Annotated in this window: 14 protein-coding genes; all 14 read left to right on the top strand. The window is 55.3% G+C overall.

All coding sequences use genetic code 11. From position 1 onward, the window contains the following. Positions 1–95: 95 nt before the first annotated feature. On the top strand, positions 96–3,413 hold the full coding sequence (locus tag BM040_RS07295) for a SusC/RagA family TonB-linked outer membrane protein (protein ID WP_092099851.1): 3,318 nt from the start codon (positions 96–98) through the stop codon (positions 3,411–3,413). A gap of 25 nt (positions 3,414–3,438) precedes the next feature. Then, positions 3,439–4,980: a RagB/SusD family nutrient uptake outer membrane protein gene (locus BM040_RS07290; RefSeq protein ID WP_092099850.1), complete on the top strand. Its 1,542-nt coding sequence runs from the start codon at positions 3,439–3,441 to the stop codon at positions 4,978–4,980. A gap of 249 nt (positions 4,981–5,229) precedes the next feature. Next, on the top strand, positions 5,230–6,171 hold the full coding sequence (locus BM040_RS07285; RefSeq protein WP_092099849.1) for a dihydrodipicolinate synthase family protein: 942 nt from the start codon (positions 5,230–5,232) through the stop codon (positions 6,169–6,171). 9 nt (positions 6,172–6,180) lie between these two features. After that, entirely contained in the window at positions 6,181–8,862 is a 2,682-nt protein-coding gene (locus tag BM040_RS07280; protein ID WP_092099848.1) for a sodium:solute symporter family protein, read from the top strand. Positions 8,863–8,944: 82 nt separating this feature from the next. Further along, positions 8,945–10,516 carry a sialidase family protein gene (locus BM040_RS07275; RefSeq protein WP_092099847.1) on the top strand — a complete coding sequence of 524 codons (1,572 nt, stop codon included), beginning with the start codon at positions 8,945–8,947 and terminating at the stop codon, positions 10,514–10,516. Positions 10,517–10,578: 62 nt separating this feature from the next. Then, on the top strand, positions 10,579–12,651 hold the full coding sequence (locus BM040_RS07270) for a GDSL-type esterase/lipase family protein (protein WP_092099846.1): 2,073 nt from the start codon (positions 10,579–10,581) through the stop codon (positions 12,649–12,651). A 13-nt stretch (positions 12,652–12,664) separates the two neighbouring features. Beyond that, complete coding sequence (locus BM040_RS07265; protein ID WP_092099845.1) at positions 12,665–13,846, top strand: AGE family epimerase/isomerase; 1,182 nt, start codon at positions 12,665–12,667, stop codon at positions 13,844–13,846. A 114-nt stretch (positions 13,847–13,960) separates the two neighbouring features. Then, complete coding sequence (locus BM040_RS07260) at positions 13,961–15,127, top strand: sialidase family protein (RefSeq protein WP_092099844.1); 1,167 nt, start codon at positions 13,961–13,963, stop codon at positions 15,125–15,127. Between the two features lie 339 nt (positions 15,128–15,466). After that, positions 15,467–16,690 (top strand): glycoside hydrolase family 27 protein, encoded by a 1,224-nt coding sequence (locus tag BM040_RS07255; RefSeq protein WP_175491012.1) that lies wholly within the window; start codon positions 15,467–15,469, stop codon positions 16,688–16,690. 68 nt (positions 16,691–16,758) lie between these two features. Then, the gene (locus BM040_RS07250; protein ID WP_092099842.1) at positions 16,759–19,887 is read left to right on the top strand and encodes a beta-galactosidase, LacZ type; all 3,129 of its coding nucleotides are present in this window, start codon (positions 16,759–16,761) and stop codon (positions 19,885–19,887) included. 131 nt (positions 19,888–20,018) lie between these two features. Beyond that, entirely contained in the window at positions 20,019–21,296 is a 1,278-nt protein-coding gene (locus tag BM040_RS07245) for a glycoside hydrolase family 27 protein (RefSeq protein WP_217646728.1), read from the top strand. Between the two features lie 275 nt (positions 21,297–21,571). Continuing rightward, a complete protein-coding gene (locus tag BM040_RS22055; RefSeq protein ID WP_262502446.1) occupies positions 21,572–21,703 on the top strand; it encodes a hypothetical protein in 132 nt (43 codons plus the stop codon). Between the two features lie 109 nt (positions 21,704–21,812). Beyond that, the gene (locus tag BM040_RS07240) at positions 21,813–23,750 is read left to right on the top strand and encodes a peptide-N-glycosidase F-related protein (RefSeq protein WP_092099841.1); all 1,938 of its coding nucleotides are present in this window, start codon (positions 21,813–21,815) and stop codon (positions 23,748–23,750) included. 477 nt (positions 23,751–24,227) lie between these two features. After that, a complete protein-coding gene (locus BM040_RS07235) occupies positions 24,228–25,328 on the top strand; it encodes an ROK family protein (protein WP_217646726.1) in 1,101 nt (366 codons plus the stop codon). Positions 25,329–25,396: the final 68 nt, after the last annotated feature.

The following is a 25,396-nucleotide window of genomic DNA, read 5'->3' as shown; positions in this document are numbered from 1 at the left end:
TTAAGAAAAAGTTACGGATTTTTTTTGGGATTCAAGATAAAGTCTCTTATGTTTATTATGTCATACATAAGTCAATAACCTTAACCTCTCATCTTATGAAACTTAAACCATTACTCAGGCTATTCCTCTGGGGGATATGTCTGCTCATGGCTCCCCAACTATTCGCCCAAGGGACGACAGTCAGCGGGCGGGTGATTTCTTCTGAAGATAAGTTACCACTGATCGGGGTAAGCTTAAACATAAAAGGTACAGACCGCGGCACCCAGACGGATGTAGAAGGCGCCTTTACCATTCGGGCGGCCGCAGGGGATGTGCTCGTGGTAAGGTACCTGGGCTTTGAGGCGCGGGAAGTAACCGTACCAGCCAACACCGAAACTTTGGAGATTGCCCTGTCTCCGGCTACAGCCAAGCTTGGCGAAGTGGTGGTGGTAGGATACGGTACCCAGAGCCGCGAGACGCTTACCGGCGCCGTTTCTACTGTAGACAACAAAGTGCTGGAGTCGGCGCCGCGCACCAACGTGGCCACGGCCCTGCAGGGCACGGTTACGGGCTTGCGGGTGCAGCAGACATCAGGCCAGCCGGGCGCTACGCCTAATATCACCTTCCGGGGTGGCACCAACTTTAACGGCTCAGGCTCTCCGCTTGTGATTGTGGACGGAGTGATTTTCCCCTCCTTATATGGTGTCAACTCCGAAGATATCGAATCCATTAACGTGCTGAAGGACGCTGCCTCTACCGCTATTTATGGAGCGAGAGCAGCCAACGGTGTTATCCTGATCACGACCAAGAAAGGCAAGAAAGGCCGCGCGCAGGTAACCTATAGCCTGAAGCACGCCCAAAACTACATCCGCCGCAACCCGATAGACTTCATGAGCGCGGAGGATTACATTCTCTGGAACAGAAGGGGCCTGGGCAGCCGGTATGAGGCCGCCATGAAAGATGGTAACACGGCTGAGGCGAATAACGCCCGCAACCAGCTGACTGGCTCCTGGGGATGGGCGCAGAGCCCTGCCTGGGCGGCACCAGACGGCAAATACTCCACACAACTGGTAAGCGGTAACAACAGGCACCTGCTGAACGACCCGATGTGGAACCTGCTGGTTGATAAGAACCCCTTTGGTACAGGGCAAATGGATAGTATCCTGTACCGCTCTACTTCTCAAAGGGAGCTGGAGGATATGATTCTGCAGGAGAGCTCGCTGCAGGAGCATTACATCAACTTCTCGGGCGGTGGCGATAAAGGTACTTTTGCCTTGGGCGTTGGTACTGTAAAGGATGTGGGAATGGTAGTAGGCTCCTCCCTGAAAAGGTATAACCTGAACTTCAACGGTGGGCTGGATGTGAACGAGGACTTCAAAATCAACCTGAACCTTTCGGCCTACAACGATAAAAACACACCGTCTTACCTAACGGCAGATGCAGGCGGCGGCCTGACTGGCGGCTTGATTCAACGTTTTGGTGGCATCGCTCCAACAGCGCGCTTCACGCATGACGTGACAGGTGCAATACTGCCTGGCGTAGACGGCGGCACGCTGGGCAACCCGCTTTACCTGCAGGATAAGTTCGTAAACAAGAACGAGGAGCAGCGCTTCTCCGGTAGCCTGAACCTGGAGTACCGCATATTGCCGCAGCTGAAGGCCATGGCCTCTGCCTCTGGTTTTATGCGCTATACCAGCTACGAGAGCTTTACCAAGGCCTACCAGAACGGAACGGGCGGCGCCTTCATCAACACCAGAAACGCCTCGTATACCCTTCCGCGTGCCAATCAGTACTCCTACAACGCCTTTTTGCAGTATGACAATACCTTTGGCAAACACACGCTGAGCGTGCTGGGTGGCGGGGAGTATTTCGACTCACGTTTCTACCAGTTCAGTGCCTCGGCCCGCGGTGCTTCCACCGACTTTATCCCATACTTGTCAGCCTCTACTGAGGCGGTGGGTATTCCATACTCCGGCTTCTACTCCTGGAACCGCCTGGTGTCCGGTATCGGCCGCGTTACCTACGATTACGACTCGCGCTACCTGCTGAACGTGAACATGCGTTACGACGGAACTTCGCGCCTGGCGGATAACCGCTACGGCCTTTTCCCGGGCATTTCTGCTGGCTGGAACCTGCATAACGAAGCTTTCTTCACTAATTCCGGCATCAGCGACTACATCAGCACCATTAAGCCGCGTGTGAGTTGGGGACAGAACGGTAGCATCGAGCCGCTGAGCGACTTTGCCACAGCTGCTACGTATGGGGGCACCGGCATCTACGGTGGGCAGGCAGGCTTTGCGCCTAACTTCCTGCTGAACACCGCCCTGAAGTGGGAGCGTGCATCCTCGCTCAACTTTGGTTTAGACCTGGGCCTGTTCGAGAACCGCATCACTGTTATCGGCGACTACTTTATCCGCGACATCTACGACAAGATTACCTCGCTGGGCATCCCTAGCTGGACGGGATACGGCAGCTTTACCACCAACCTGGGCCAGCTGCAGAACCGCGGGGTAGAGCTGGAGGTAAGGGCAAACGTGATTCGTCCTGCGCAGCCGGATGGCTTCAGCTGGGATGTGAGCGCCAACTTCTTCCACGTGAAGAACTACGCTAAAAAACTGCCTGACAACGGCCTGGAGAACAACAGGCAAAGCACCATAGAAGTATATGACCCGGCAAGCGGCAAGCGGGTGCATGTGGCTGGTTTGCAGGAAGGCAAGCGCGTAGGCCTGGATGAGATCTGGGCGCCTATCTATGATGGCCTGTACCTGACAGAGGCTGACCTGGAGGCAGATGCTAACTTGTATAACGCTTACCTGCCGCACCGCGATAAGAAAGTGAAGCTGCTGGGCGATGCCCGCTGGCGCGATCTGGACCAGAATGACACCATCGACTTCCGCGACAGGGTTTTCGTGGGCCGCACTATTCCAACTGTGCAAGGCGGCTTCGGCACAAACTTCAGCTGGAAAGGCTTCAACCTGTTTGCACAGTTTGATTTCGCTCTGGGCCACACAATCCTGAACCAGTCCAAGCTCAGAGGCTTGTCGCAGGTGCAGGGCTCGCAGAACGGGCCGGTGGACGTGAAAAACACCTGGCACCCGGACAACCCAAGCGGCACTCTGCCACGCTACTACTGGGCGAACTATGGCCGCAACTACTTCCAGGACGCCGGTGGCAGCACAACCTCTTTTGCCAACTTCTATGAGAAAGGCGACTACCTGGCCATGCGCGAGATCACATTGAGCTACCAGGTGCCGCAGGCCTTCCTGCAAGGGGTGCTGCGCGATAAACTGCAGGGGCTGCGCCTCTTCGTAACCGGCACCAACCTGGCGTACTTTACTGGCTACAGTGGCAATTTCCCGGAGGTGGGAGGCAACGATGTGGGTAGATTCGCGCTGCCGCGCACTATCACCACAGGTTTGAACGTGACACTATAAAACGGGCTTTTCAAGAGAAATCAACATGAAACGATATATTTCAAGTATAAAATATGTGCTGGGGCTCTCGTTGGTGCTTGGTGCCACGGGCTGCGGCGACCAGCTGGATGAGGTGAAACCACAAACCTCACTTAACCGGGACGTTATCCTCTCAGACCCGAACGCTGCCATGACCTTATACTATGGCGTGTACGGCTCCTTCCGATCGTACCACGGCACGCTGTTCTCGCTGGGGGAGATGCGCTCGGAGATATGGGCTGACGGTCTTTTCACAGAGTCCGAGGATGGGGGCGCCAGGAACTACTATACCCATAACATTGACGTTAACAATGTGCCGGCTACCAACTGGGCGGGCTTCTACAGCCTGCTGGATAAGCTGAACACAGCCATTAAGCTGTTCCCGCAAACACCGGTGCCGGATGACCAGAAGAACAGGGTGCTGGCTGAGATGCACGGTTTGCGCGGTTACATCTACTATACGATGCTTAAAACCTGGGGAGGCGTGCCGCTGACCACCGAGCCCGTAACACAGGTGGGCGGGCTGGCGGACCTCTACCGCGAGCGGGCTACCCCGGACGCCGTGATGGCCCAGGTAAAAGCTGACATCGATCAGTCGCTGGCGCTGTTTGGGAGCGATAACGCCCTGACCGGCGGCTTTACCGGCACCTCCAAGCACATCTACTGGAACCGCGCCGCTACCCTTACCCTGAAAGGCGATGCCTACCTCTGGTCGGGCACACATATGGGCGGTGGCAGCGCTGACTTTGCCGCGGCGCAGCAGGCACTGGAGGAGGTAGGCACCATCGGCGGACTTGGTTTGCTGGAGAACTATGCCGACCTGTTTAACCCGGCAAGAGAGGCTGGCAACAAGGAAATCATCTTTGCCATCAACTACGAGAAGGATGAGGGCACGATGGGCGTGTATGGCAACTTCAGGGTAAACACCACCCAGGCCAGCACCCTGCTGCTGGACCCTCTAACGAACCCAAGGACAGTGGCGCAGGCTTATCCTTATCTAGCGGGTGCAAGCCGCGTGGGCATGTCTGAAGGGATGATTCAGAAACTGCAGAACCCTGACGACAAGCGCATTGCGGCAACGTTTCAGGTGATGTACCGCGACGTAGCGCCTACTTACCCGATTGCCGGTGTGCTGCTGACCAAGTTTGCCGGCCGCCAAGATGCTGGGGCCCAGCTGTACGACACGGACTTCCCGGTGTACCGCTATGCCGATGTGCTCCTGATGCTGGCCGAGGCCAAGACCAAGCAGGGCATGGACCCATCCGCCGAGATAAACCAGATTCGGGCTCGTGCCTATGGCAGCGACTATACTCCTTATGAAAACGGCAGCCAGGAAGACAACATGCGCGCCATTCTGGAGGAGGACCTGCGGGAGTTTATAGGCGAGGGCAGGCGCTGGTGGTCGCTCCGCAGAGCGGGCAACGAGTGGGTGTTTGCCTACGTGGATCCGGTATACCTGGCCGCGGGGCAGGAGTACAAGCTGCTGCTGCCAATCTCGGTGGGCATGCTCAACTCCGATCCGAAACTGACACAGACGCCAGGGTACTAACCCCGGGCAAGGGCATGTATACTTGCCTGATGTGCTAAAAGGAGCTGTGCTATACGCTGGTGTGGCACAGCTCCACGGGCACAAAGCAGCAGCCGCCATACTTTGAACACGGTGAAGCTTAGGTTTTAAAGGGATTAAAAAGGTAGTACCTTTAAGAGTTCGCCCAAACCTTAAAGTATGGAAAGTATGCATGTCTGATGATGCTAAACAAAAAGCTCGAACATAATACAGAACGCTAAATACACCTGAATGAAATTTGCACACTTACAAGGGCTCATCGTGGCTCCTTTCACACCCATGCACCCAGATGGAAGCCTGCACCTGGAGCTGATCCCATCTTACTACAACCTGCTGAAAACAAACGGGAATACAGGAGCCTTCATCTGCGGCTCCACCGGGGAGGGCGTGTCCCTGACGCTGGAGGAGAAGAAGCAGGTAGCCGAGGCTTGGGGCGAGGCTACCAAAGGCGACGATGACTTTAAGGTAATCACGCTGGTGGGCGGCACCTGCCTGCAGGATGCCATCGACCTGTCGCGGCACGCGCAGCGTATCGGCCTGTACGCCGTATCATTTACGGCCCCCTCATACTTTAAGCCCGCTTCGGTGCAGGTGCTGGCTGAGTGCTGCAAAGCGGTGGCCGATGCCGTGCCGCAGATGGCCTTCTATTACTACCACATTCCGGTGCTGACGGGGGTGGGTTTCCAGATGATAGACCTGCTCAAAGAGGTGGAGGGAAGCATCCCCAACTTTGCGGGCATCAAGTATACGCACGAGGATTTCATGGATTTCCAGTCTTGCCTGCGCTTCGGCAACGGCAAGTATGACATGCTGTGGGGCCGCGATGAGAACCTCCTGTCTGCCCTGGTACTTGGGGCAAAGGGCGGTGTAGGCAGCACCTACAACTATGCCGCTCCGCTCTACACCAGCCTGATAGAGGCCTTTGAGCAAGGTGATTTGGAGAAGGCCCAAAGCCTGCAGCAGCAGTCCATCGACATGATCCGCCTGCTGGGCAAGTATGGCGGCATTGCCACCGGCAAAGCCTACATGAAACTGATTGGCCTCGACTGCGGCGCGTTCCGTCTGCCAGTTCGCAACATGGGTACAGCGCAGTTCCAGTCTTTTAAAGAGGATGTGGCCGCACTGGGTTTTGACGAATATTGCTCCCGCGCACCCGAAACGAAATACGCCTAACACAGTCTGATGAAAAATATCCTGCCTATACTTCTTTTTCTACTCGCCTTTACCGTAGGCCGGGCAGAACAGCAAAAGCCTAACAACCTGGAGTGGTCTGTTGCAGCCACACTTCCTGCCTCTCCCGGACAGGCGGTGCAGCCGGGCCTGGCCGGTCCGGTGGGCGGCGTGCACAACAACGCGCTGCTGCTGGGCGGTGGGGCCAACTTTCCGGAGGGCTTGCCTTGGGAGGGAGGAAAGAAAAAGTATTGGCAGGATATTTTCGTCTTGCTTAAAGACGGACAGGGCAAGTATAGCTGGCACGACAAAACCTTTCAACTGCCGCAGCCGCTGGCCTATAGCGCCAACGTTGCCACCCCGCAGGGCGTGGTAAGTATAGGCGGGGAGAATGAGCAGGGCATCCAGAACGCGGTGCTGCTGTTGCAGTGGAACCCCGCCTCAAAAGAAGTAAAGGTAGAGCAGCTGCCGGCGCTGCCGTTGCCCCTTACCAATGCTGCCGCGGCCGTCATCGGCAACCAGGTATACGTGGCAGGCGGCGAAACCACGGGCAAGGCCAGCAACGGCTTTTACCGCTTAGACTTATCTTCACTTTCCAAAGGCTGGGAGCAGCTGCCGGAGCTGCCAAAGGCGCTCTCGCATGCGGTGGCGTTTGTGCAGTCCAACGGCGAGTACCCGGCTTTATACCTGATTGGCGGCAGGGCCAGAACCGAGTCCGGCGTGAGCGAACTCTACGGCTCCACCTTCCGCTACGACCCAAAGAAGAACAACTGGAAACAACTTAGCAATATTTCTGACGGCAAGGGCAACGAAACAACGCTCTCTGCTGCTACCGGCGTTATCACCGGGGCCAACTACATCCTTGTTTTCGGAGGCGACAAAGGCAATGTCTTTACACAGATAGAGCAGCACAATGCCGCCATCGCCCGCACCACCGACGAGGCCGAGAAGGCAAGGCTGGAGGCAGCGCGCCTGGCCCTGCAGACCCAGCACGAGGGCTTCAGCAAAGACATTTACCTCTACAACACTGTTACCGACGCCTGGACCAAGTCCAGCGAGCTGCCTTACGCGCCCGTAACCACCTTTGCCACCCGCTGGGACAACGACATCCTGATTCCTTCCGGCGAAATCAGGCCGGGGGTGCGCACGCCGGAGGTGCTCAAAGGCAATCTCGCGCCGCAGCACTACTTCGCCTGGCTCGACTACGTGGTCGTGGTGTTATACTTGCTGCTGATGGTGGGCATCGGCATGTGGACCTCCCGTAACCAAAGCACCACCGACGACTACTTCCGCGGCGGGCAGCGCATACCGGGCTGGGCCGCTGGCCTGAGCATCTACGGCACGCAGCTGAGCGCCATCACCTTCATGTCCATCCCGGCCAAGACTTACGCCACCAACTGGAACTACTTTATACTTCAGATGACCATTATCCTGGTCATTCCTGTAATCACTACCTACTTCATTCCGTTTTACCGCAAGCTGCAGATAACCTCGGCTTACGAGTACCTGGAGAAGCGCTTCAACTACGTGGCGCGCGCCCTGGCCTCGTTGCTTTACATCATGCTGCAGCTCGGTCGCCTGGCCATCGTGCTCCTGCTGCCGAGCCTGGCGCTCACCCTGGTGACAGGCATTAACGTGAACCTGTGCATCCTGCTGATGGGCATAATTACAATCTTTTATACTATGAAGGGCGGCATTGAGGCTGTGGTATGGACGGACGTGGCGCAGGTGGTTATACTTTTGGGCGGTGCCCTGGTGTGCCTGGTGATGATTCCATTTCAGTTGGAGGCCGATGCTGACACGATCTGGCAAACCATCCAGCAAAACGAGAAGCTCAATATCCTCGACCTCACTTTCAGCCTTAATGAGCCTACGCTGTGGGTGGTGATACTGGGTGGCCTGGCTATCAACGTAATTTCCTATGGTACCGACCAATCCGTGGTGCAGAAATACCTGACCACGAAAAACGAGGCAGAGTCGAAGAAAAGTATGCGTTTGGGTGCTTGGATGGCGCTGCCTTCGGCTATCATCTTCTTCTCGATCGGTACCATGCTGTACCTGTTCTTTAGGGAGCACCCGGAGAAAGTGAACTACCAGCTGCAAAGCCAGGACGCTATCTTCCCGTGGTATATCGTAACGGAGCTTCCGGCGGGCATCACCGGCCTATTGATTGCCGCCATATTCGCAGCGGCCATGTCTACCCTGAGCAGCAGCATGAACTCGGTGACTACGGCCATCATCACTGACTTTTACAGGCGCTTTGTGCCGACCAAGTCAGACAAAAGCTACCTGAGCACCGCCAAGTACATCACCCTGACGATAGGCGTGGTGGGCACCTCGCTGGCGCTGGTGATGGCGCAATGGGGCATTTCTTCGCTCTGGGACCAGTTTAACACCATTCTTGGTCTGTTCACCGGCGGCCTGGGCGGCTTGTTCATGCTGGGCATCTTCACCAAAAGGGCCAATGCCAAAGGGGCTATTACGGGGCTTCTGCTGAGCGGACTGGTGCAGTTTTATATCAGCCAGTACACCAACATCAACCTGCTGCTCTATGCCTTCACCGGGCTGGCATCCTGCGTGATTTTCGGGTACCTGTTCAGCCTGCTTTTCGGCGGTCAGGAGCGCGAGCACGAGGGACTGACCATCTATGAGAGCGAGGCGCAGCGCGGCAAGGTAAAAGAGAAGGTGATGTAAGTATAGACCATAGTCTTTTAAAGTATAAACCCAAGTATAAAGCTGCGCTGGAAAACGCAGCAAGTATCAAACACAAAGTATAATGACAAGAGCCAAAGGTATTCTGTGCTGCCTGTTGCTGGTGCTGTTCTGTAGCGTGGGCTGCACCAGAAGCGTAACCACATCGGGTCCCGCAGTGAGTGGGGTAAGTATAACGAGCACTGCCCCAACCGTGCCGGTGCTGCGGGGCACGGAGCATAACCCGGTGCTGCGCGTAACGATGTACGTGCCGGCGGGCAGCGAAAGTATAAACTTCCAAAGTATAAAAGCCCGCCTCAACAGCACGGCCCTGCAGGATGTGGAGAAGCTGGATGTATACTTTACCGGCTCCGAGGCGCTGTTCCGTACCGATAACTTGGTTAAGACTATCCGGCCGACGGCAGAGGATTTTGAGGTGCCGTTGAGCATCCAGGCCAAGCCGGGCAAGCACTATATCTGGTTCAGCGTTACGCTGAAGGAGTCGGCCAACATCGATAACAAAGTGGCGCTGCACGCTACCCAATTGGTAGACGCGGCTGGCAAAGTATACCCGGTGTCGGAGGATGGCTCGGAGTATACCAAACGCATGGGCATTGCCCTGCGCAAGGCCGGCCAGGACGGTTCGCACACCTACCGCATCCCGGGCATCGCCACCACCGACAAAGGCACCCTGATTGCCGTGTATGACATCCGCTACGAGCACGCTGGCGACCTGCCGGCCAATATCGACGTGGGCATGAGCCGCAGCACCGACGGCGGCAAAACCTGGGAGCCGATGAAAATTATCATGGACATGGGCGAGCCGCACGAAAACAACGGCGTCGGCGACCCATCTATACTTTTTGACCCCGCCACCGGCAAAATTTGGGTGGCAGCGCTGTGGAGCAAGGGCAACCGTTCCATTGCCGGTTCCGGCCCCGGCCTGTCGCCGGACGAGACGGGGCAGTTTGTGCTGGTGAGCAGCGACGACGACGGCAAAACCTGGTCGGAGCCGTACAGCATCACTGATCAGATCAAGAACCCCGACTGGCGCCTCTATTTCAACGGCCCCGGCAACGGCATCGTGATGCAGAACGGCACGCTGGTTTTCCCGTCGCAGTACTGGGATGAGAACAAGATGCCGCACTCCTCTGTCATCTACAGCCAGGACAACGGCAAGACCTGGAAGAGCGGCATCGGCGCAAAATCCAATACCACCGAGAGCCAGGTAGTGGAAACCACGCCCGGCACCCTGATGCTGAACATGCGCGACAACCGCGGCCGCTTCCGATCTGTGGCTACCACCACCGACCTGGGCCAGACCTGGGTAGAGCACCATACTTCCTACAGCGCCCTGCCGGATCCGGTGTGCATGGCCGGCTTCATCAAGGCTGATGTGAGCACGAAGAAAGGGAAAGAGGAAGTACTCTTCTTCAGCAACGCCGCAACGCCGCACGGCCGCTACAACATCACGCTCAAAGCCAGCACCGATCTGGGCGAGGCCTGGCCCGAAAACAACGCCTTGCTGGTTGACGAGCGCGGTACGTACGGCTACTCAGCCCTCACCAAAGTCGATGATAACACCATCGGCCTGCTCTACGAGGGCGTGCGCGAGCTATACTTTGTGCGCATCCCGGTAAGCGAAGTAATAAACTAAAACCACAGCAACACACCTGCCCGAAAGTATAACCGGGCAGGTGTGTTGTGTTTGCATCTGCCATGACGCGTTTCCTACTGCTTTTTATCGCTTTTATACTTGCTATACCCGGGTACTCGCAGCAAGACGCGGCCCGGCTGAAAGTAGCCTGTATCGGCAACTCCGTAACCTTTGGGTATCTGATCGAGGACAGGGAGCAAAAAGCTTATCCGGCGCAGCTCCAGCATTTGCTCGGGCCGGCGTACGAGGTAGGGAATTTCGGGCTGAACGGGGCTACGCTGCTACGCAAAGGACACCGGCCCTACACCAAAACGCAGCAGTATCAGGATGCCCTTGCCTTCGAGCCTGATATTGCCGTGATTCACTTGGGCCTGAACGACACCGATCCGCGCAACTGGCCCAACTACCGCGATGAGTTTGCCGCTGATTACTACCACCTGATTGACACGCTGCGAGCCGTAAACCCGGAGGTGCGCATCCTTATCTCCCGGCTCACGCCCATTTTCTCGGGGCACCCGCGCTTTGCGTCCGGCACCCGCGACTGGTTCTGGCAGATTCAGGAACTGATACCTGTGATTGCCGAAAACAGAAAGGTAGAACTCATTGACCTGCACACTCCGCTCTACAGCCGCCCAGACCTGTTCCCCGACGAGCTGCACCCTACCGCCGAAGGAGCGGGCATTATAGCGAAAACCGTGTTCGGACACCTGACAGGCAAGTATGGTGGCTTACGTCTGGCGCCCGCTTTTTCAGACCACATGGTGCTGCAGCAGAAAATGCTAATTCCGGTGCAGGGCATAGCCGACGCCGGGCAAAAGGTGACCGTGCGGTTCAACGGAACGGAGGTAAAAGCCAGCGCCGGTGCTGACGGAAAATGGAAAGCTATACTTCCGCCTCAGAAAGCAGGAGGGCCGTTTGTGCTGCAGGTTTCCACACCAGATAAAAGTATAAGTATAAACGATGTGCTGGTGGGGGAGGTATGGCTGAGCTCCGGACAGTCGAACATGGCCTTTCCGCTGGCAGCGGCCCAGGGCGGGAAAGAGGAACTGCGGCAGGCGCAGCTTTCAAACGTTCGCCTGTTAAACATGAAGCCGCTTGCCGAAACAGGCAACTTCGCCTGGGATTCGCTCACGCTGCATAAGGTAAATCAGCTGGCCTACTTTTCAGGCACCTGGCAACGGGCCGATTCGGAAACAGCGAAGGATTTCTCGGCAGTGGCCTACTACTTTGGCAAGCAGTTGCAGGAGCAGTTAAACGTACCTATCGGGCTGATACAGGTAGCCGTGGGCGGCTCTACCACTGAGTCGTGGATTGACCGCCACACGCTGGAGCACCACCCGCAGCTGGTGCACATGCTGCACAACTGGCGCAAGTCGGATTTTGTGATGGGCTGGGCCCGCGAGCGGGCAGGCGTAAATGTGCAAGCTGCAAAAGCAGCCAAGCAGCGCCACCCCTACGAACCGGCCTATAACTACGAGGCAGGCATCGCCCCGCTTATCGATTTCCCTATTAAAGGCGTGATATGGTACCAGGGCGAGAGCAACGCCCACAACATCGAGCTGCACGAAGAGCTGTTTAAGACACTGGTGAGCAGCTGGCGCAAAAAATGGGGTTACAACTTCCCCTTCTACTACACCCAGCTCTCCAGCATCAACCGCCCCAGCTGGCCGCACTTCCGCGACAGCCAGCGCCGCCTGCTCTCGCAGGTAGAAAATACCGGCATGGCCGTGACCAGCGACATCGGCGACCCGCAGGACGTGCACCCGACGCAGAAAAAGCAGGTAGGGGAGCGGCTGGCGGCCTGGGCCCTGGCCAAAACCTATGGCAAGCGCTTACCCTACAGTGGTCCGCTGTTCAAGGAGGCGCAGTTCTCCGGCAATCAGGCTGTTTGTACGTTTGAGCACGGCAAGGGGCTGCAGACCAGCGATGGCGCGACTGTCCGCGGTTTTGAGGTAGCGGGCAGCGACAGGGTATTCAGAGCGGCAAAGGCCGAGGTGCGGGGTAACAAAGTATGGGTGTCTTCGGAGGAAGTGCCTGCGCCGCAGTATGTGCGCTACGCCTGGGAGCCTTACACCACCGCCAACCTCGTTAACAAAGCAGGCCTGCCTGCCTCTACGTTCACCACAACCAAGTAAATAACCTCCCGATATGGAAGCCAATCATACAAAAGACCTGAACTACTACAAAGACTTCTACAAAAGCCAGCTCCTCAACGACACGGTGCCGTTTTGGTTCCCGCGCTCCGTTGATGAGGAGCATGGCGGCTACCTGCTCATGCGTGATGCGGATGGCAGCCTGCTGGATGACGACAAAGCCGTGTGGATACAAGGCCGCGCCGCCTGGCTGCTGGCTACCCTTTACAACACCGTGGAGCAACGCCCGGAGTGGCTCGAAGGCGCCAAGAAAGGCATCGATTTCCTGCGCCAGCACTGCTTCGATACAGATGGGCGCATGTTTTTCCACGTGACACGCGACGGCAAGCCTATCCGCAAGCGCCGCTACTTCTTCTCCGAAACCTTTGCCGTGATTGCATTTGCCGCCTACGCCAAAGCCAGCGGCGATGAGGAGATTGCCCGGGATGCCCGTGAATTATTTGGCAAGTGCCTGGAGTATGCCACTACGCCCGGTTTGCTGCCAGCCAAGTATACCGATACGCGCCCGTCCAAGGGTATTGGCGTGCCGATGATTCTGATGAACACAGCCCAGCAGCTGCGCGAGACCATCGGCGATGAGCGCTGCGACGAGTGGATTTCCAAATGGATAGCAGAGATTGAGCGCGACTTTGTAAAAGACGACATCCGCTGCGTGATGGAGCAGGTGGCTCCTGATGGCAGCATCATCGACCACATCGACGGCAGAACCCTGAACCCGGGCCACGCCATCGAGGGAGCCTGGTTTATACTGCATGAGGCCCGCTACCGCAATAACGACCCACACCTGATAGACCTCGGCTGCCGCATGCTCGACTATATGTGGGAGTGGGGCTGGGACAAAGAGCACGGCGGCATTTTATACTTCCGCGACGTGTACGGCAAGCCGGTGCAGGAATACTGGCACGACATGAAGTTCTGGTGGCCGCAAAACGAGACCATCATCGCCACGCTGCTGGCCTACCTGATGACGGGCAACCAGAAGTATGCCGACTGGCACCAGCAAATCCACGACTACGCCTACAGCCACTTCCACGACAAGGAAAACGGCGAGTGGTTCGGCTACCTGCACCGCGACGGCAGCTTGTCCAACGGCAGCAAAGGAAACCTGTTCAAAGGCCCCTTCCACCTGCCGCGCCAGGAATGGTACTGCTGGCAAGCGCTGGAAGCTTTTCGTTGAATTTTGAATGAGTGATTGAGTGAATCTGTGAATGAAGCGCGGTACGACCTCAACTTTCTAACTCTCTAACTTTTTAACTTTCTAACTCCTAAACTCTATAATTCAATAACTATAATGTTTCGATTACTACTTACCGTCTCTTTTCTTTTTACCGCGCTTTTCGCGCAAGCCCAAACCACCGACGTGCCGGTTTTTGTCTCCGGTCAGGAGGGACATAAATCCTACCGCATCCCAGCTATCATTGACCTACCAAACGGTGACATTCTGGCCTTTGCTGAAGGCAGGGTGCATGGCGCAGCCGACTTTGGCGATGTAAACATCGTGCTGAAGCGCAGCTCAGACAAAGGCAAAACCTGGTCGGCGCTGCAAACCGTGGTGGACTACGATACCCTGCAGGCCGGTAACGCCGCTCCCGTGGTAGACCTGACCGACCCCAAGTATCCAAAGGGCCGCATCTTCCTGTTCTACAACACCGGCAACGCGCATGAATATGAGGTGCGCAGCGGTAAAGGCTACCGCGAAGTATGGTACATCACCTCTACCGACAACGGTCAGACCTGGTCGGAGCCGGTGAACATCACCACGCAGGTGCACCGCCCGAACATGCCTTCGGCCAACCCGGCTTATACTTTTAAGGAAGACTGGCGCACGTACGCCAATACCCCGGGCCATGCCATCCAAATCGCCAACGGCAAGTATAAAGGCCGCATTTACGTAGCTGCCAACCACTCCGAGGGAGGTCCCAAAAATACGGCTGAGGATTATTTTGCACACGGCTTCTATACCGACGACCACGGGCAGACCTTTAAGATCAGCGAAACTGTTCCGGAGCCAGGGGGCAACGAGGCTATGGCCGTTGAGCTGACTAAAGACAAACTGATGATGAACATCCGCAACCAGCAGGGAGATGTGCGCGCCCGCATTGTGAGCATCAGCAGCGACGGCGGCGCTACCTGGGACACGACATACTTTGATAAGCAGCTGCCCGACCCGGTAAACCAGGGAAGTATACTTAACCTTGGCAAAAAGAAGGGCAAAGCCATACTTGCCTTCTGCAACGCCGCCGACCCGCAGCGCCGCGATAACCTAACCCTGCGCATTAGCTACGACGAGGGCAAAACCTGGCCCGAGCAGCACGTTATCGCCAAGAGCCCTGACAACGAGCGCGACCACGCCGCCTATTCTGACCTGGTAAAGATAGGGAAGAAGGACATCGGCGTGCTGTACGAGAAGCACGGCTACGAGCGCATCGTGTTTACCGTAGTGAAGTGGAAAAAATAGTAAGACAGAAAGAACGCCTGTCCTAAGGAGAAGTACGAGCTCTATATAGTAGTTTGCGTTTACGAAAACATTGCGTATTTTTCCTCTCTCATAAGGTATAACACCTCAATTGGGTAGCACTGTGAAATGGCACCCAGTTGAGGTTTCCTTACTTTAGATTCTCCCTATTCCCGTCATGCCCTCAGGAAAGTGCATCAGGAGAGCATGCCAGCCTTGTACAGCTAAGGTAGAAATCGCCTTGATGAAGTATAGGCACGGAGAGATAACATGTTTTATTTCAGCGTTAACGAAGACACAAGTATAAATTCCGGGTTCTGGAACCCAATTGAAAGTATAATAATGAGAATTACCGCTTTTATTTGCCTGGCTCTATGGTTAACTACTTTTTCGGCCCTGGCCCAGGATAATTCCGCAGAGAGCAAGCGCCTGGCCCCCACGCCGCCGATGGGCTGGATGACCTGGAACTTCTTTGCCGACAACATCAACGAGAAGGACATCCGCGAGATGGCCGATGCCATGGTGGCCTCGGGTATGGTGGAGGCTGGTTACAACTACATCTTCATCGACGACGGCTGGCAGGGCGGCCGCGACAACCGCAACAACATCATTGCCGACCCAAAGAAATTCCCCTCCGGCATCAAGGCGCTGGCCGAGTATGTGCACAGCAAGGGCATGAAACTGGGCATCTATTCTGATGCGGCGCAGCTAACCTGCGCGGGCTATACGGCCAGCCTTGGGTTTGAGGAGCAGGACGCTAAAACCTTTGCTTCCTGGGACATCGACTACCTCAAGTATGACTACTGCTTTGCGCCGAAAGACTCGGCTACAGCTGTAGAGCGCTACACCAAAATGAGCCAAGCCCTGCGCAAGAGCGGCCGCGACATCGTGTTCGGCATCTGCGAGTGGGGGCAGCGCAAACCCTGGTATTGGGCCGCCGAGGCTGGCGGGCAGCTGTGGCGCACCACCTACGACGTACGCGACAAGTGGAAGAACCTGAGCACCGAGGAGAATGCCGAAGGCATCCTTGACATCCTGGATATTAATGCCGAACTGCACGAGTATGCTGGCCCGGGTCGCTGGAATGATGCAGATATGCTTGTGGTAGGACTTTACGGCAAGCCAGGCCCTTCAGGCGACATGGGCGGAGTTGGCATGAACGATACCGAATACCAAAGCCAAATGAGTTTGTGGAGCATCATGGCCTCACCGCTGATTGCCACCAATGATATTCGCAACATGAACGAGGCTACCAAGCGCATCCTGCTCAACAAGGAGGTAATCGCTGTGAACCAGGACGCACTGGGCAAGCAGGCCGAGCGCAAAGTGCATGACGGCACCTGGGACGTGTTCGTGAAGCCGCTGCAGAACGGCGAGGTGGCCGTAGCCATTCTCAACCGGGGCGACCAGGCCAAGAACTACAGCATCGACTGGGCAAAGCTGGGACTAAGCGGAAAGTATGAGGTGCGCGACCTGTGGGCGCACAAATCCGCGGGCAAAGGCAAGGGCTGGAAAGGCCGCGTGCAGTCGCATGAGACAAAGCTTTTCCGCCTCAAGAAAATCTAACAGCATAAATCCGGAGGCCCGCACAACGCCGACAGCATCCTAAACGAGTATCCATTTTTAGCTTTACCATGAATAAACTCTTACCGCTTATCTGCTTGCTGGCAGTAGGCTTTTTTCCGACGCTTGCCCAAAAACCTTACCTCGACCCTGTCTTCGAAAACCCCGCCGTACAGGAAGAGAACCGCCTGCCGATGCGGGCTTCTTACTTCCCGTTTGAGGATGCAGCCAAAGCTGCCGCTGGCGACAAGGCCAAGTCTTCCCGCTTTATGTCACTGAACGGCATGTGGAAGTTCCACTGGGTAGCGGACTACAAGCAGTTGCCGCAGGATTTCTACGCTACTAATTTTAGTGACAAGAGCTGGAAAGAGTTTCCGGTGCCGGCCAACTGGGAGTTCAACGGCTATGGCGTGCCCATCTATGTGAACCCGTTCTACGAGTTCAACATGAAGAACCCGCAGCCGCCCGATATTCCCGATAACATCGAGCAACCAGCCGGAGCTTACCGCCGCGTGGTTACCCTGCCTGCCACCTGGAAAGACCAGCGCGTGTTCATTCACCTGGGGGCCGTGAAATCGGCTTTTAAGCTCTATGTGAATGGCAAGTATGTAGGCCTGGGCAAAGACAGCAAACTGGAGTCCGAATTCGACATCACACCCTACGTGCAGCCGGGCCAGAACCTGATTGCCCTGGAAGTGCGCCGCTGGAACGACGGCAGCTACCTGGAGGCACAGGACATGTGGCGCGTGTCGGGCATCAGCAGAGATACTTACCTCTATGCCCGCCCTAACGTGCACCTCTACGACTACGTGACCAACGCTTCGCTGGCCAACGGCTACCGCGATGGGGTAATGGACCTGCATGTAACAGCCTGGAACAACACCGACGAGAACCAGGAGAAGTATAAAGTAAGCGCTGCCCTGTACGATGCCGACGGCAAGAAAGTATGGAGCGCCCAGCAAAACACCTGGGGCCTGAAAATGAAGCAGGGCAAAACCGAGCTTCGCTTTAAGGCCAACGTTGCCAACGCCAAGGCCTGGAGCGCCGAAACCCCGAACCTTTACCGCCTGGAAATCGCCCTCTACGACGGCGACGGCAAGGTGCAGGAGGTAATCAACCGCAAAATGGGTTTCCGTACGGTAGAGATTAAAAACACGCAGATACTGGTAAACGGTAAGCCGGTGATGTTTAAGGGCGTGAACCGCCACGAGACACACCCGGAAACGGGGCAGGTGGTGAGTCGCGAGGCCATGCTGGAGGAAGTGAAGCTGATGAAGCAGCTAAATGTGAACGCCGTGCGCACCAGCCACTACCCGAACGACTCTTACTTTTATGAGCTTTGCGACGAGTATGGCCTGTACGTGATGGACGAGGCCAACGTGGAGTCGCATGGCATGCACTACGATTTGGGCCGCACGCTGGCCAACGCGCCGGAGTGGGAGCTGGCGCATCTGACGCGCATCGGCCGCATGATTCGCCGCGACCGTAACCACCCGAGCATTTTCTCCTGGAGTTTGGGCAACGAAGCAGGCAACGGCTGGAACTTCTACCGTGGCTACGAACTGGCCAAGAGCCTGGACCCATCACTGCCGGTGCACTACGAGCTGGCCTCCGGCGACTGGAACACCGACATCTACTCTAAAATGTACCGCACGCCGGACGAGGTAATCGCCTACGCCCAAAGCAACCCGACACAGCCATACTTGCTGTGCGAGTACGCGCACGCCATGGGCAACAGCATCGGTAACTTTAAAGAGTACTGGGACATTTTCGAGACCTACCCGGTGCTGCAGGGCGGCTTTATCTGGGATTGGGTGGACCAGGGCGTGTACCGCATGAAAGATGGCAAGAAGATTCTGGGCTACGGCGGTGACTGGGGTGATAAAGACACGCCAAGCGACAATAACTTCCTGATTAACGGGGTGATTGGCGCAGACCGTACGTTCCACCCGCACTCTTACGAAGTGCGCAAAGTATACCAGGAGATTGCTTTCACGCTGCACAAAAACCAACTGGGCGTGCGTAGCAAGTACTTCTTCCGCACCCTGGATAACTTTAAGCTGAACTGGACGCTGCTGCGCGACGGCAAAGCGGTGAAGTCCGGTACCATCAACGAACTGACCGTGCAGCCGGGGCAATCGGTAAGGCTGACCCTGCCGGAGGAGGCGATTAAAGCTGACACGGCCAATGAATACTACCTGCAGGTAAAGGCCGTGCTTAAAAACGATGAAGGTGTACTGAAAGCGGGTACGGAGCTGGCTTTTGAGGAATTTGCCCTGAGCAAGCCTGTGTCGCCAGCCTATGCTGCGAGCAGTGACAAGATAAACGTAACAGACGGAGCTTCGGCCATTGAACTGGGAAACAAGAGCTTCAGCCTAGCGGTAGACAAGAAAACCGGAAACATCACCTCTTACAAAGCGAACGGCAAGACCATCCTGGAGAGTGGCCCGCGCATCAACTTCTGGCGCCCCGGCACCGACAACGATTTCGGAGCCAACCTGCAGAAGCGCCTGCGCGCGCTGAAGGATGCCGACGATAAGGCGGTGGTGAAGAAGGTGCATGTAGAAACGCTGGCTGACGGACATGTGCAGATAAGCATCGAGAAGGAGCTTTTGGACGGTGGCCTGAAGTATGAGCAAACCATTATTGCCGACGGCAAAGGTGCCCTGACGGTGAAAAACAACGTGCAGCCGCTGAAGGAGCTGAAGATGATGACCTTCAAGGTTGGCAACCACATGACGCTTCCAACCGACTTTAAGAACATCGAGTGGTATGGCCGCGGCCCGTGGGAAAGCTACTGGGACAGAAAGACCTCCGCGTTGGTTGGCCAGTACAAAGGCAGTATTTCGGAGCAGTATCATCCGTACGTGCGTCCGCAGGAGAGCGGCAACAAATCGGATGTGCGCTGGGCCAAAATCAGCCGTAAAGACGGTTCCGGCATCATCATTCAGCACATCGACACGCTGCTGAACGTGAGTGCGTTGCTCTACAGCCCGGAACAGCTGTTCCCGGGATTCGACAAGCACCAGACGCACTCGGGTTCGCTGGAGCCGGACAAAAACATCCACCTGCACGTGGACCTGCAACAGCTCGGCATAGGCGGCAACAACAGCTGGGGCCTGCTTCCGCTGGACAAGTATAAACTGTTCCTCAACAGGCCATACTATTACGAGTACCGCATTGTGCCGGTGAAAAAGTAAGATTGATTGATTTTTAGCGGAGCGGCACAAGGGGATACCCGTGGCCGCTCCGTTTGTTCTTAAGTACCTGTAATCAAAGTATAAAAAAGTATAAGCCAAGGCGTTTCGGCTGGGAGAGGATGTATACTTTTATGAAGACACACGCTATGTTTAGAAAGCACATGCTCTATCTTCTGCCACTCGTGTTGCTTGCCTGCCAGAGCCAGCCGAGTAGTACTGTCACCAGCCCGACACCAGCAGCAGGTAAAACAGAAGCGGTAGCAGAGCGTCCCAGAACGCCCATCATGGGCTGGTCGAGCTGGAATAACTTTCGCGCCAACATCAACGAGGACATCATCCGGGCACAGGCCGATTTCATGGTGTCGACGGGGCTGCAGGAGGCCGGTTATACTTATGTCAACATCGACGATGGCTTCTTTGGCGGTCGCGACGCAGAGGGACGTATAGTGGCGCATCCGGAACGGTTTCCTAGCGGCATGCGGGCCCTGAGCGACTACATCCACTCCAAAGGGCTGAAAGCGGGAATTTACTCTGATGCCGGCATCAACACCTGCGCCTCTTACTGGGACAAAGACACCGTGGGCGTGGGCATGGGCCTGTACGGGCACGATACGCAGGATTTACAGTTGATGCTGCAGGAGTGGAACTACGATTTTATTAAAGTAGACTGGTGCGGCGGCGACTGGCTGGGACTCGACGAGCAGACCCGCTATACGCAGATTGGTAACCTGATTCGCCAGATGCGGCCGGACGTGGTGTATAACGTGTGCCGCTGGAAATTCCCGGGCGAGTGGGTGGTGCCGCTGGCAGACTCCTGGCGCATTTCCGGCGACATTGACAACACTTTTGCCTCGGTAATGCATATTGTGGACCTGAACGCCGACCTGTGGCGGCACGCCTCGCCAGGCCATGTAAACGATATGGACATGCTGCAGGTAGGGCGGGGCATGAGCTACGAAGAAGACAAGACACACTTTTCGATGTGGTGCATGATGAGCTCTCCGCTGCTGGCCGGAAACGACCTGCGCCAGATGAGCCCGGAAACCATCAGCATCCTGACCAACAAAGAACTGATTGCCATCAACCAGGACAGGCTGGTGTACCAAGCCCGCCGCCTGGTGGACAAAGGCGACCTGGAAGTATGGGCTAAGCCCCTGCAGACGACCATGAGCGGGCAGGTAGCCGTGGCCCTGCTGAATAGGTCAGATAAATCTGCTACCATCGCCCTTCAGCCGGATTCTGTGGGCTTAGATGCCGCCAAAGGATACACGATGCGTGATTTATGGGCGAAGAAAGATTTTACGGTTTCTATCGCGAAAGAAGTTAGCTTTGACGTTCCGGCGCATGGGGTGGTAGTGCTGAAGCTCGAGGGTGTTTCCAGGCCTTACAACGTTTTCCAGTATAAGTAAGGAAGTACCTGTTGGGGATTTTGGACAGAGGACATAAGAGGGGGCAGTACAGTGCTGGGTCCAACCACCCCTACCCCTCCTTGTCTAAGGCGGGGAGCCTGTAGTTACTGATGCTGAAGTATAAATTTCATAGTCAAAGTATAAACACCCCTATGGTCCCCTCAAGGGGACAGTCTATACTTGTTGTATAGCAAGGGTTGGAGCTATGAAAGTATAAACTGGCAAGTATAAAAGTATAACCAAAGTATAAAGTATGGCTTTTCAAGCCACTCGGATTGCAAATCCGAGAAGATAGGAAGGCACGGGTTGCAAACCCGCGCCAGCGGGGAATAGGGGTGTTGCCGAAGTATAAGAAGGCACAAGCGGATGCCGGCGCCAAAGAAAGTATAAGTATGGCCAAAGTATAAAGTATGATTTTTTAGGTCAAATAAGTATCAGATTCGATATCATAGTTAAACACAAACCTGCTCCAGAGAAACCAACTAGCAGCAAAAGCAAAGTATAAACTCACTAAATATGAAGTATAAGTTTACCTCCAATGTATGGCGCTACACCCTGGCAGCTATACTTTCCCTTATTACCCTCCAAACCCACGCCTCCGACACCCTGAACGTGGTCACCCACAACCGCCTGACAGTGGTGACCGACCCGAGCCAGGGCAATAATTACTATAAAGCTTGGGGCGTATTTCCCTCCAAAGGCGAGGACATTAGAAGTATAAAGCTGAAACTGCGCCTGGGCTGTCCCGACAACATGCGCTGCGCCGACTGGGACTATAAAGACCACATCACCATCCGCCGCACCGGTGGCAAAAAAGGTGAGTCGCAGGATATTGAGATTGGCCGCATGCTGACGCCTTACGGCGGGGCCTTCGGCAAGGAGTGGACCTTTGACTGGGAGGTGGACGTGACCGACTTCAGCCTGCTGCTGCGCGACAGCGTGGAGATAGAGTATAACCACACCGGCTGGGAGCCCAACGAAGACCGCGGCTGGACCCTGACGCTGGACTTTGAGATTGTGAAAGGCAAGCCAGCCTGGGAGCCCATCTCCATCCAGAAAATCTACGACGGCGCCTACCGCTACGGCGACCCGGCCAACCCGATTGAGAATGCGCTGAAGCCAGTAACTTTTACCGCGGATAAGAATGCCGCCTTTGCCCGCCTGCGCGTGGTACAGACCGGCCACGGCATGGACAAGCCCGACAACTGCGCCGAGTTCTGCAGCAAGTATAGGGAAGTATTCTTCGACGGAAAGCTCATCGACAGACGGGATATCTGGAAGAAATGTGGCGAGAACCCGCTCTACCCGCAGGCTGGTACCTGGGTGTACGACCGCGCTGACTGGTGCCCTGGCGATTTGATGCAGCCCGACCTGTTCGACCTGCCCGTAAAGCGCGGCGGCCAGCACACCGTAGACATTAACATGGAAGACTATACTTCGTCGGAGCCAAGTGCGGATGCCTACATCACCGCCTACATCATCCAGTATAAAAAGCCAGCCGCTAAAAACGATGTGGCTATTACCGACATCATCCGTCCGTCGCTGAAGGACGCGCACCGCCGCCAGAACCCGTCTAATTTGCACCCGCAAATTGTTGTGCGTAATATGGGCGCAGCGCCGCTTACAAGTATGGAGATTAGCTACGGCACCAAGGGCTTCCCTAAAAAGAAGTATAACTGGACGGGCAACCTGCAGCCGGCAGGCTACACTGTTATCGCCCTGCCCGGCGAGATTGAGAGCAACCCCGGACAAAACTTCTTTGAAGTGGAGTTGCAGCGGCCCAACGGCAAAAAGGACAAGTATGCGGCCGACAATAAAATGGCCAGCGCCTTTGAGGGAGTGCCACGGCACGGGGGCACGGTGGTGGTTTACCTGATGACGAACAACCAGCCGGAGCAGAACAGCTACACGCTGAAGGACAGCGAAGGCAAAATCATCCGGGAAAGGAATGCCGGAACTCTGAAGGCCAACACCCTGTACCGCGACACGGTGCAGCTGGCGAATGGTAACTACGAATTTATACTTCAGGACAGCGGAGGAAACGGGCTGGAGTTCTGGGCCAACCCACGCGGTGGCCGAGGCAAGGTGCGCCTGCTGGACCAGGACGGTGCCATGCTGCAGGATTTCGAGTCAGACTTCGGATCATCCGTACGCTACGCTTTTGAGGTAGGCACGCCGGTGGCGCCAATCACCGACCAGACCTCCTTTGGCCTGTACCCCACCCGCACCAACGACAGCACCACCTTCGACTACTACGCCAACCTGCCGCACGACGTGCTGGTGCAGATCGTAACCGATCCGGGCGATGAGGTGGTGCTGGAGCAAAAGTATGAGCAGATAAAAGAGGGTGTGTTTACTTACGACCTAAGCCATCACCCCAAAGGCCGCTTTTACCTAAAGGTTTTTGTGGATGGCGTAGAGAAATTCAAGAAGCGCATCCGCCTGAAAGAGTAATTCTATACTTGCCTGATTTAAAAATGCCTCCTGCAGTTGATTGACTGCAGGAGGCATTTTTTTAACTGCATCTCCTCAGGCTACATTTTTATGGAATTCTTCTCAAAAAAATCAGTGTAATTTTTAATGAATCTCACCATTAATTCATTGCGGTTTAATGACGTGCGTGTGCGTCAACAATAATGCTATAGCTTTTTATTATACAATTTTTGTTGATAAAGTATAAAGGTGATTAATTACTCAAAGTCGTCCTATCTTCTTAAAAAAATAGATAAAGTTTTTTTTTATTAAAAAAAGTTCGTCTACCTTGGTAACAATTCCGTAACATGGGCTTTAAAAGTTAATATCCCTTATTCGATGTTTGATAAGCAGGTTACCTATAAGAGGAATATTGTGAAGCATTTATACTTCGCAGGAGAGCTCTCATGTGCGGACCTCAGCACACTGACTAATAAGAGCGTTCCCCTTACTGCCCGGATGCTGAACGAGTTAATCGGCGAGGGAACTATAGTGGAGAAGGGGTATGCCGTTTCCACCGGCGGAAGGAGGCCTCTGATGTATTCCCTTAAGCCGGACCTGATGTACATCGTCTCGGTGGCCATGGACCAGCTTGTTACGCGCATCGCCCTGCTGGATGTGCATAACAACTATATCGGGGAAGTACAAAGTATAGATTTGCCCCTTGCAGGAAATTCCAATGCCCTGCACGACCTGGGCCAACACCTAAAAGAATTCTTAAAGCAAGCAAAGGTAGCGAAGAACAGCATCATCGGTGTTGGAATCGGGATGCCTGGTTTTGTAGATGTTGTAAAAGGAGTCAATCACTCATTCTTAAAGGTGGAGGATGGCACCAGTATTATCAGCTACCTGGAGTCTGTCATCAAGCTTCCGGTACTGATAGATAACGACTCGAGTCTGGTGGCATTGGCGGAGCACAAGCTCGGAACGGCCAAAGACAGGCAGAACGTGATGGTGCTGAGCATAGGCTGGGGCATCGGCCTGGGCATGGTGCTGGATGGGGCGCTCTTCAGGGGGCACAACGGCTTTGCCGGTGAGTTCAGCCACATCCCCATCTTCATGAACAACAAAATGTGCAGCTGCGGCAAGAGCGGTTGCCTCGAAACAGAAACATCGCTGGTAGTAGTGGCTGAGCGGGCGGTGAAAGGGCTTCAGGAAGGAAGGGTGTCGATGCTGCAGGGACTGAGCCTGGACGATATGGAGGCTACCTCCAATGCCATTATGGAAGCCGCCCTGAAAGGCGACCGCTTTGCGATAGAGCTGTTCTCTGAAACGGCCTATAACATTGGCAGGGGCGTAGCCACACTTATCCACTTGCTTAACCCGGAGCTGATCGTGTTGAGCGGCCGCGGGTCTTTGGCCGGAAAACTCTGGATGGCTCCTATCCAGCAGGCGATAAACGAGCACTGTATCCCCAAAATCGCCGAAGATACAGAAATCAGGATTTCCACGTTTGGGTACCAGGCCGAAATTATTGGCGCAGCCGCGCTGGTGATGGAGCATTACGATACCCTGAGTTTAGCTAAGAGTAAAATGGCTGGCGACCACCAGGTCGTTTAGCCCGATGTAGTACCCATATAAATTAATTTCTAACTAACGGTTTCAAAAATTTTTTACAATCAAAACTG

The organism is Pontibacter chinhatensis (assembly GCF_900113285.1).
Classification (GTDB): Bacteria; Bacteroidota; Bacteroidia; order Cytophagales; family Hymenobacteraceae; genus Pontibacter; species Pontibacter chinhatensis.
The sequence above is the reverse complement of the archived record's forward strand: the minus strand, read 5'-3'. Positions and strand labels throughout refer to the sequence as shown.

Bases quoted from the DNA above. Each gene is read 5' to 3' on its own strand.
- BM040_RS07265 (WP_092099845.1), top strand. From the start codon at position 12,665: ATGGAAGCCAATCATACAAAAGACCTGAACTACTACAAAGACTTCTAC.
- BM040_RS07270 (WP_092099846.1), top strand. From the start codon at position 10,579: ATGACGCGTTTCCTACTGCTTTTTATCGCTTTTATACTTGCTATACCC.
- BM040_RS07295 (WP_092099851.1), top strand. From the start codon at position 96: ATGAAACTTAAACCATTACTCAGGCTATTCCTCTGGGGGATATGTCTG.
- BM040_RS07285 (WP_092099849.1), top strand. From the start codon at position 5,230: ATGAAATTTGCACACTTACAAGGGCTCATCGTGGCTCCTTTCACACCC.
- BM040_RS07250 (WP_092099842.1), top strand. From the start codon at position 16,759: ATGAATAAACTCTTACCGCTTATCTGCTTGCTGGCAGTAGGCTTTTTT.
- BM040_RS07280 (WP_092099848.1), top strand. From the start codon at position 6,181: ATGAAAAATATCCTGCCTATACTTCTTTTTCTACTCGCCTTTACCGTA.
- BM040_RS07275 (WP_092099847.1), top strand. From the start codon at position 8,945: ATGACAAGAGCCAAAGGTATTCTGTGCTGCCTGTTGCTGGTGCTGTTC.
- BM040_RS07290 (WP_092099850.1), top strand. From the start codon at position 3,439: ATGAAACGATATATTTCAAGTATAAAATATGTGCTGGGGCTCTCGTTG.
- BM040_RS07260 (WP_092099844.1), top strand. From the start codon at position 13,961: ATGTTTCGATTACTACTTACCGTCTCTTTTCTTTTTACCGCGCTTTTC.
- BM040_RS07245 (WP_217646728.1), top strand. From the start codon at position 20,019: ATGAAGACACACGCTATGTTTAGAAAGCACATGCTCTATCTTCTGCCA.
- BM040_RS07240 (WP_092099841.1), top strand. From the start codon at position 21,813: ATGAAGTATAAGTTTACCTCCAATGTATGGCGCTACACCCTGGCAGCT.
- BM040_RS07255 (WP_175491012.1), top strand. From the start codon at position 15,467: ATGAGAATTACCGCTTTTATTTGCCTGGCTCTATGGTTAACTACTTTT.
- BM040_RS07235 (WP_217646726.1), top strand. From the start codon at position 24,228: ATGCTGAACGAGTTAATCGGCGAGGGAACTATAGTGGAGAAGGGGTAT.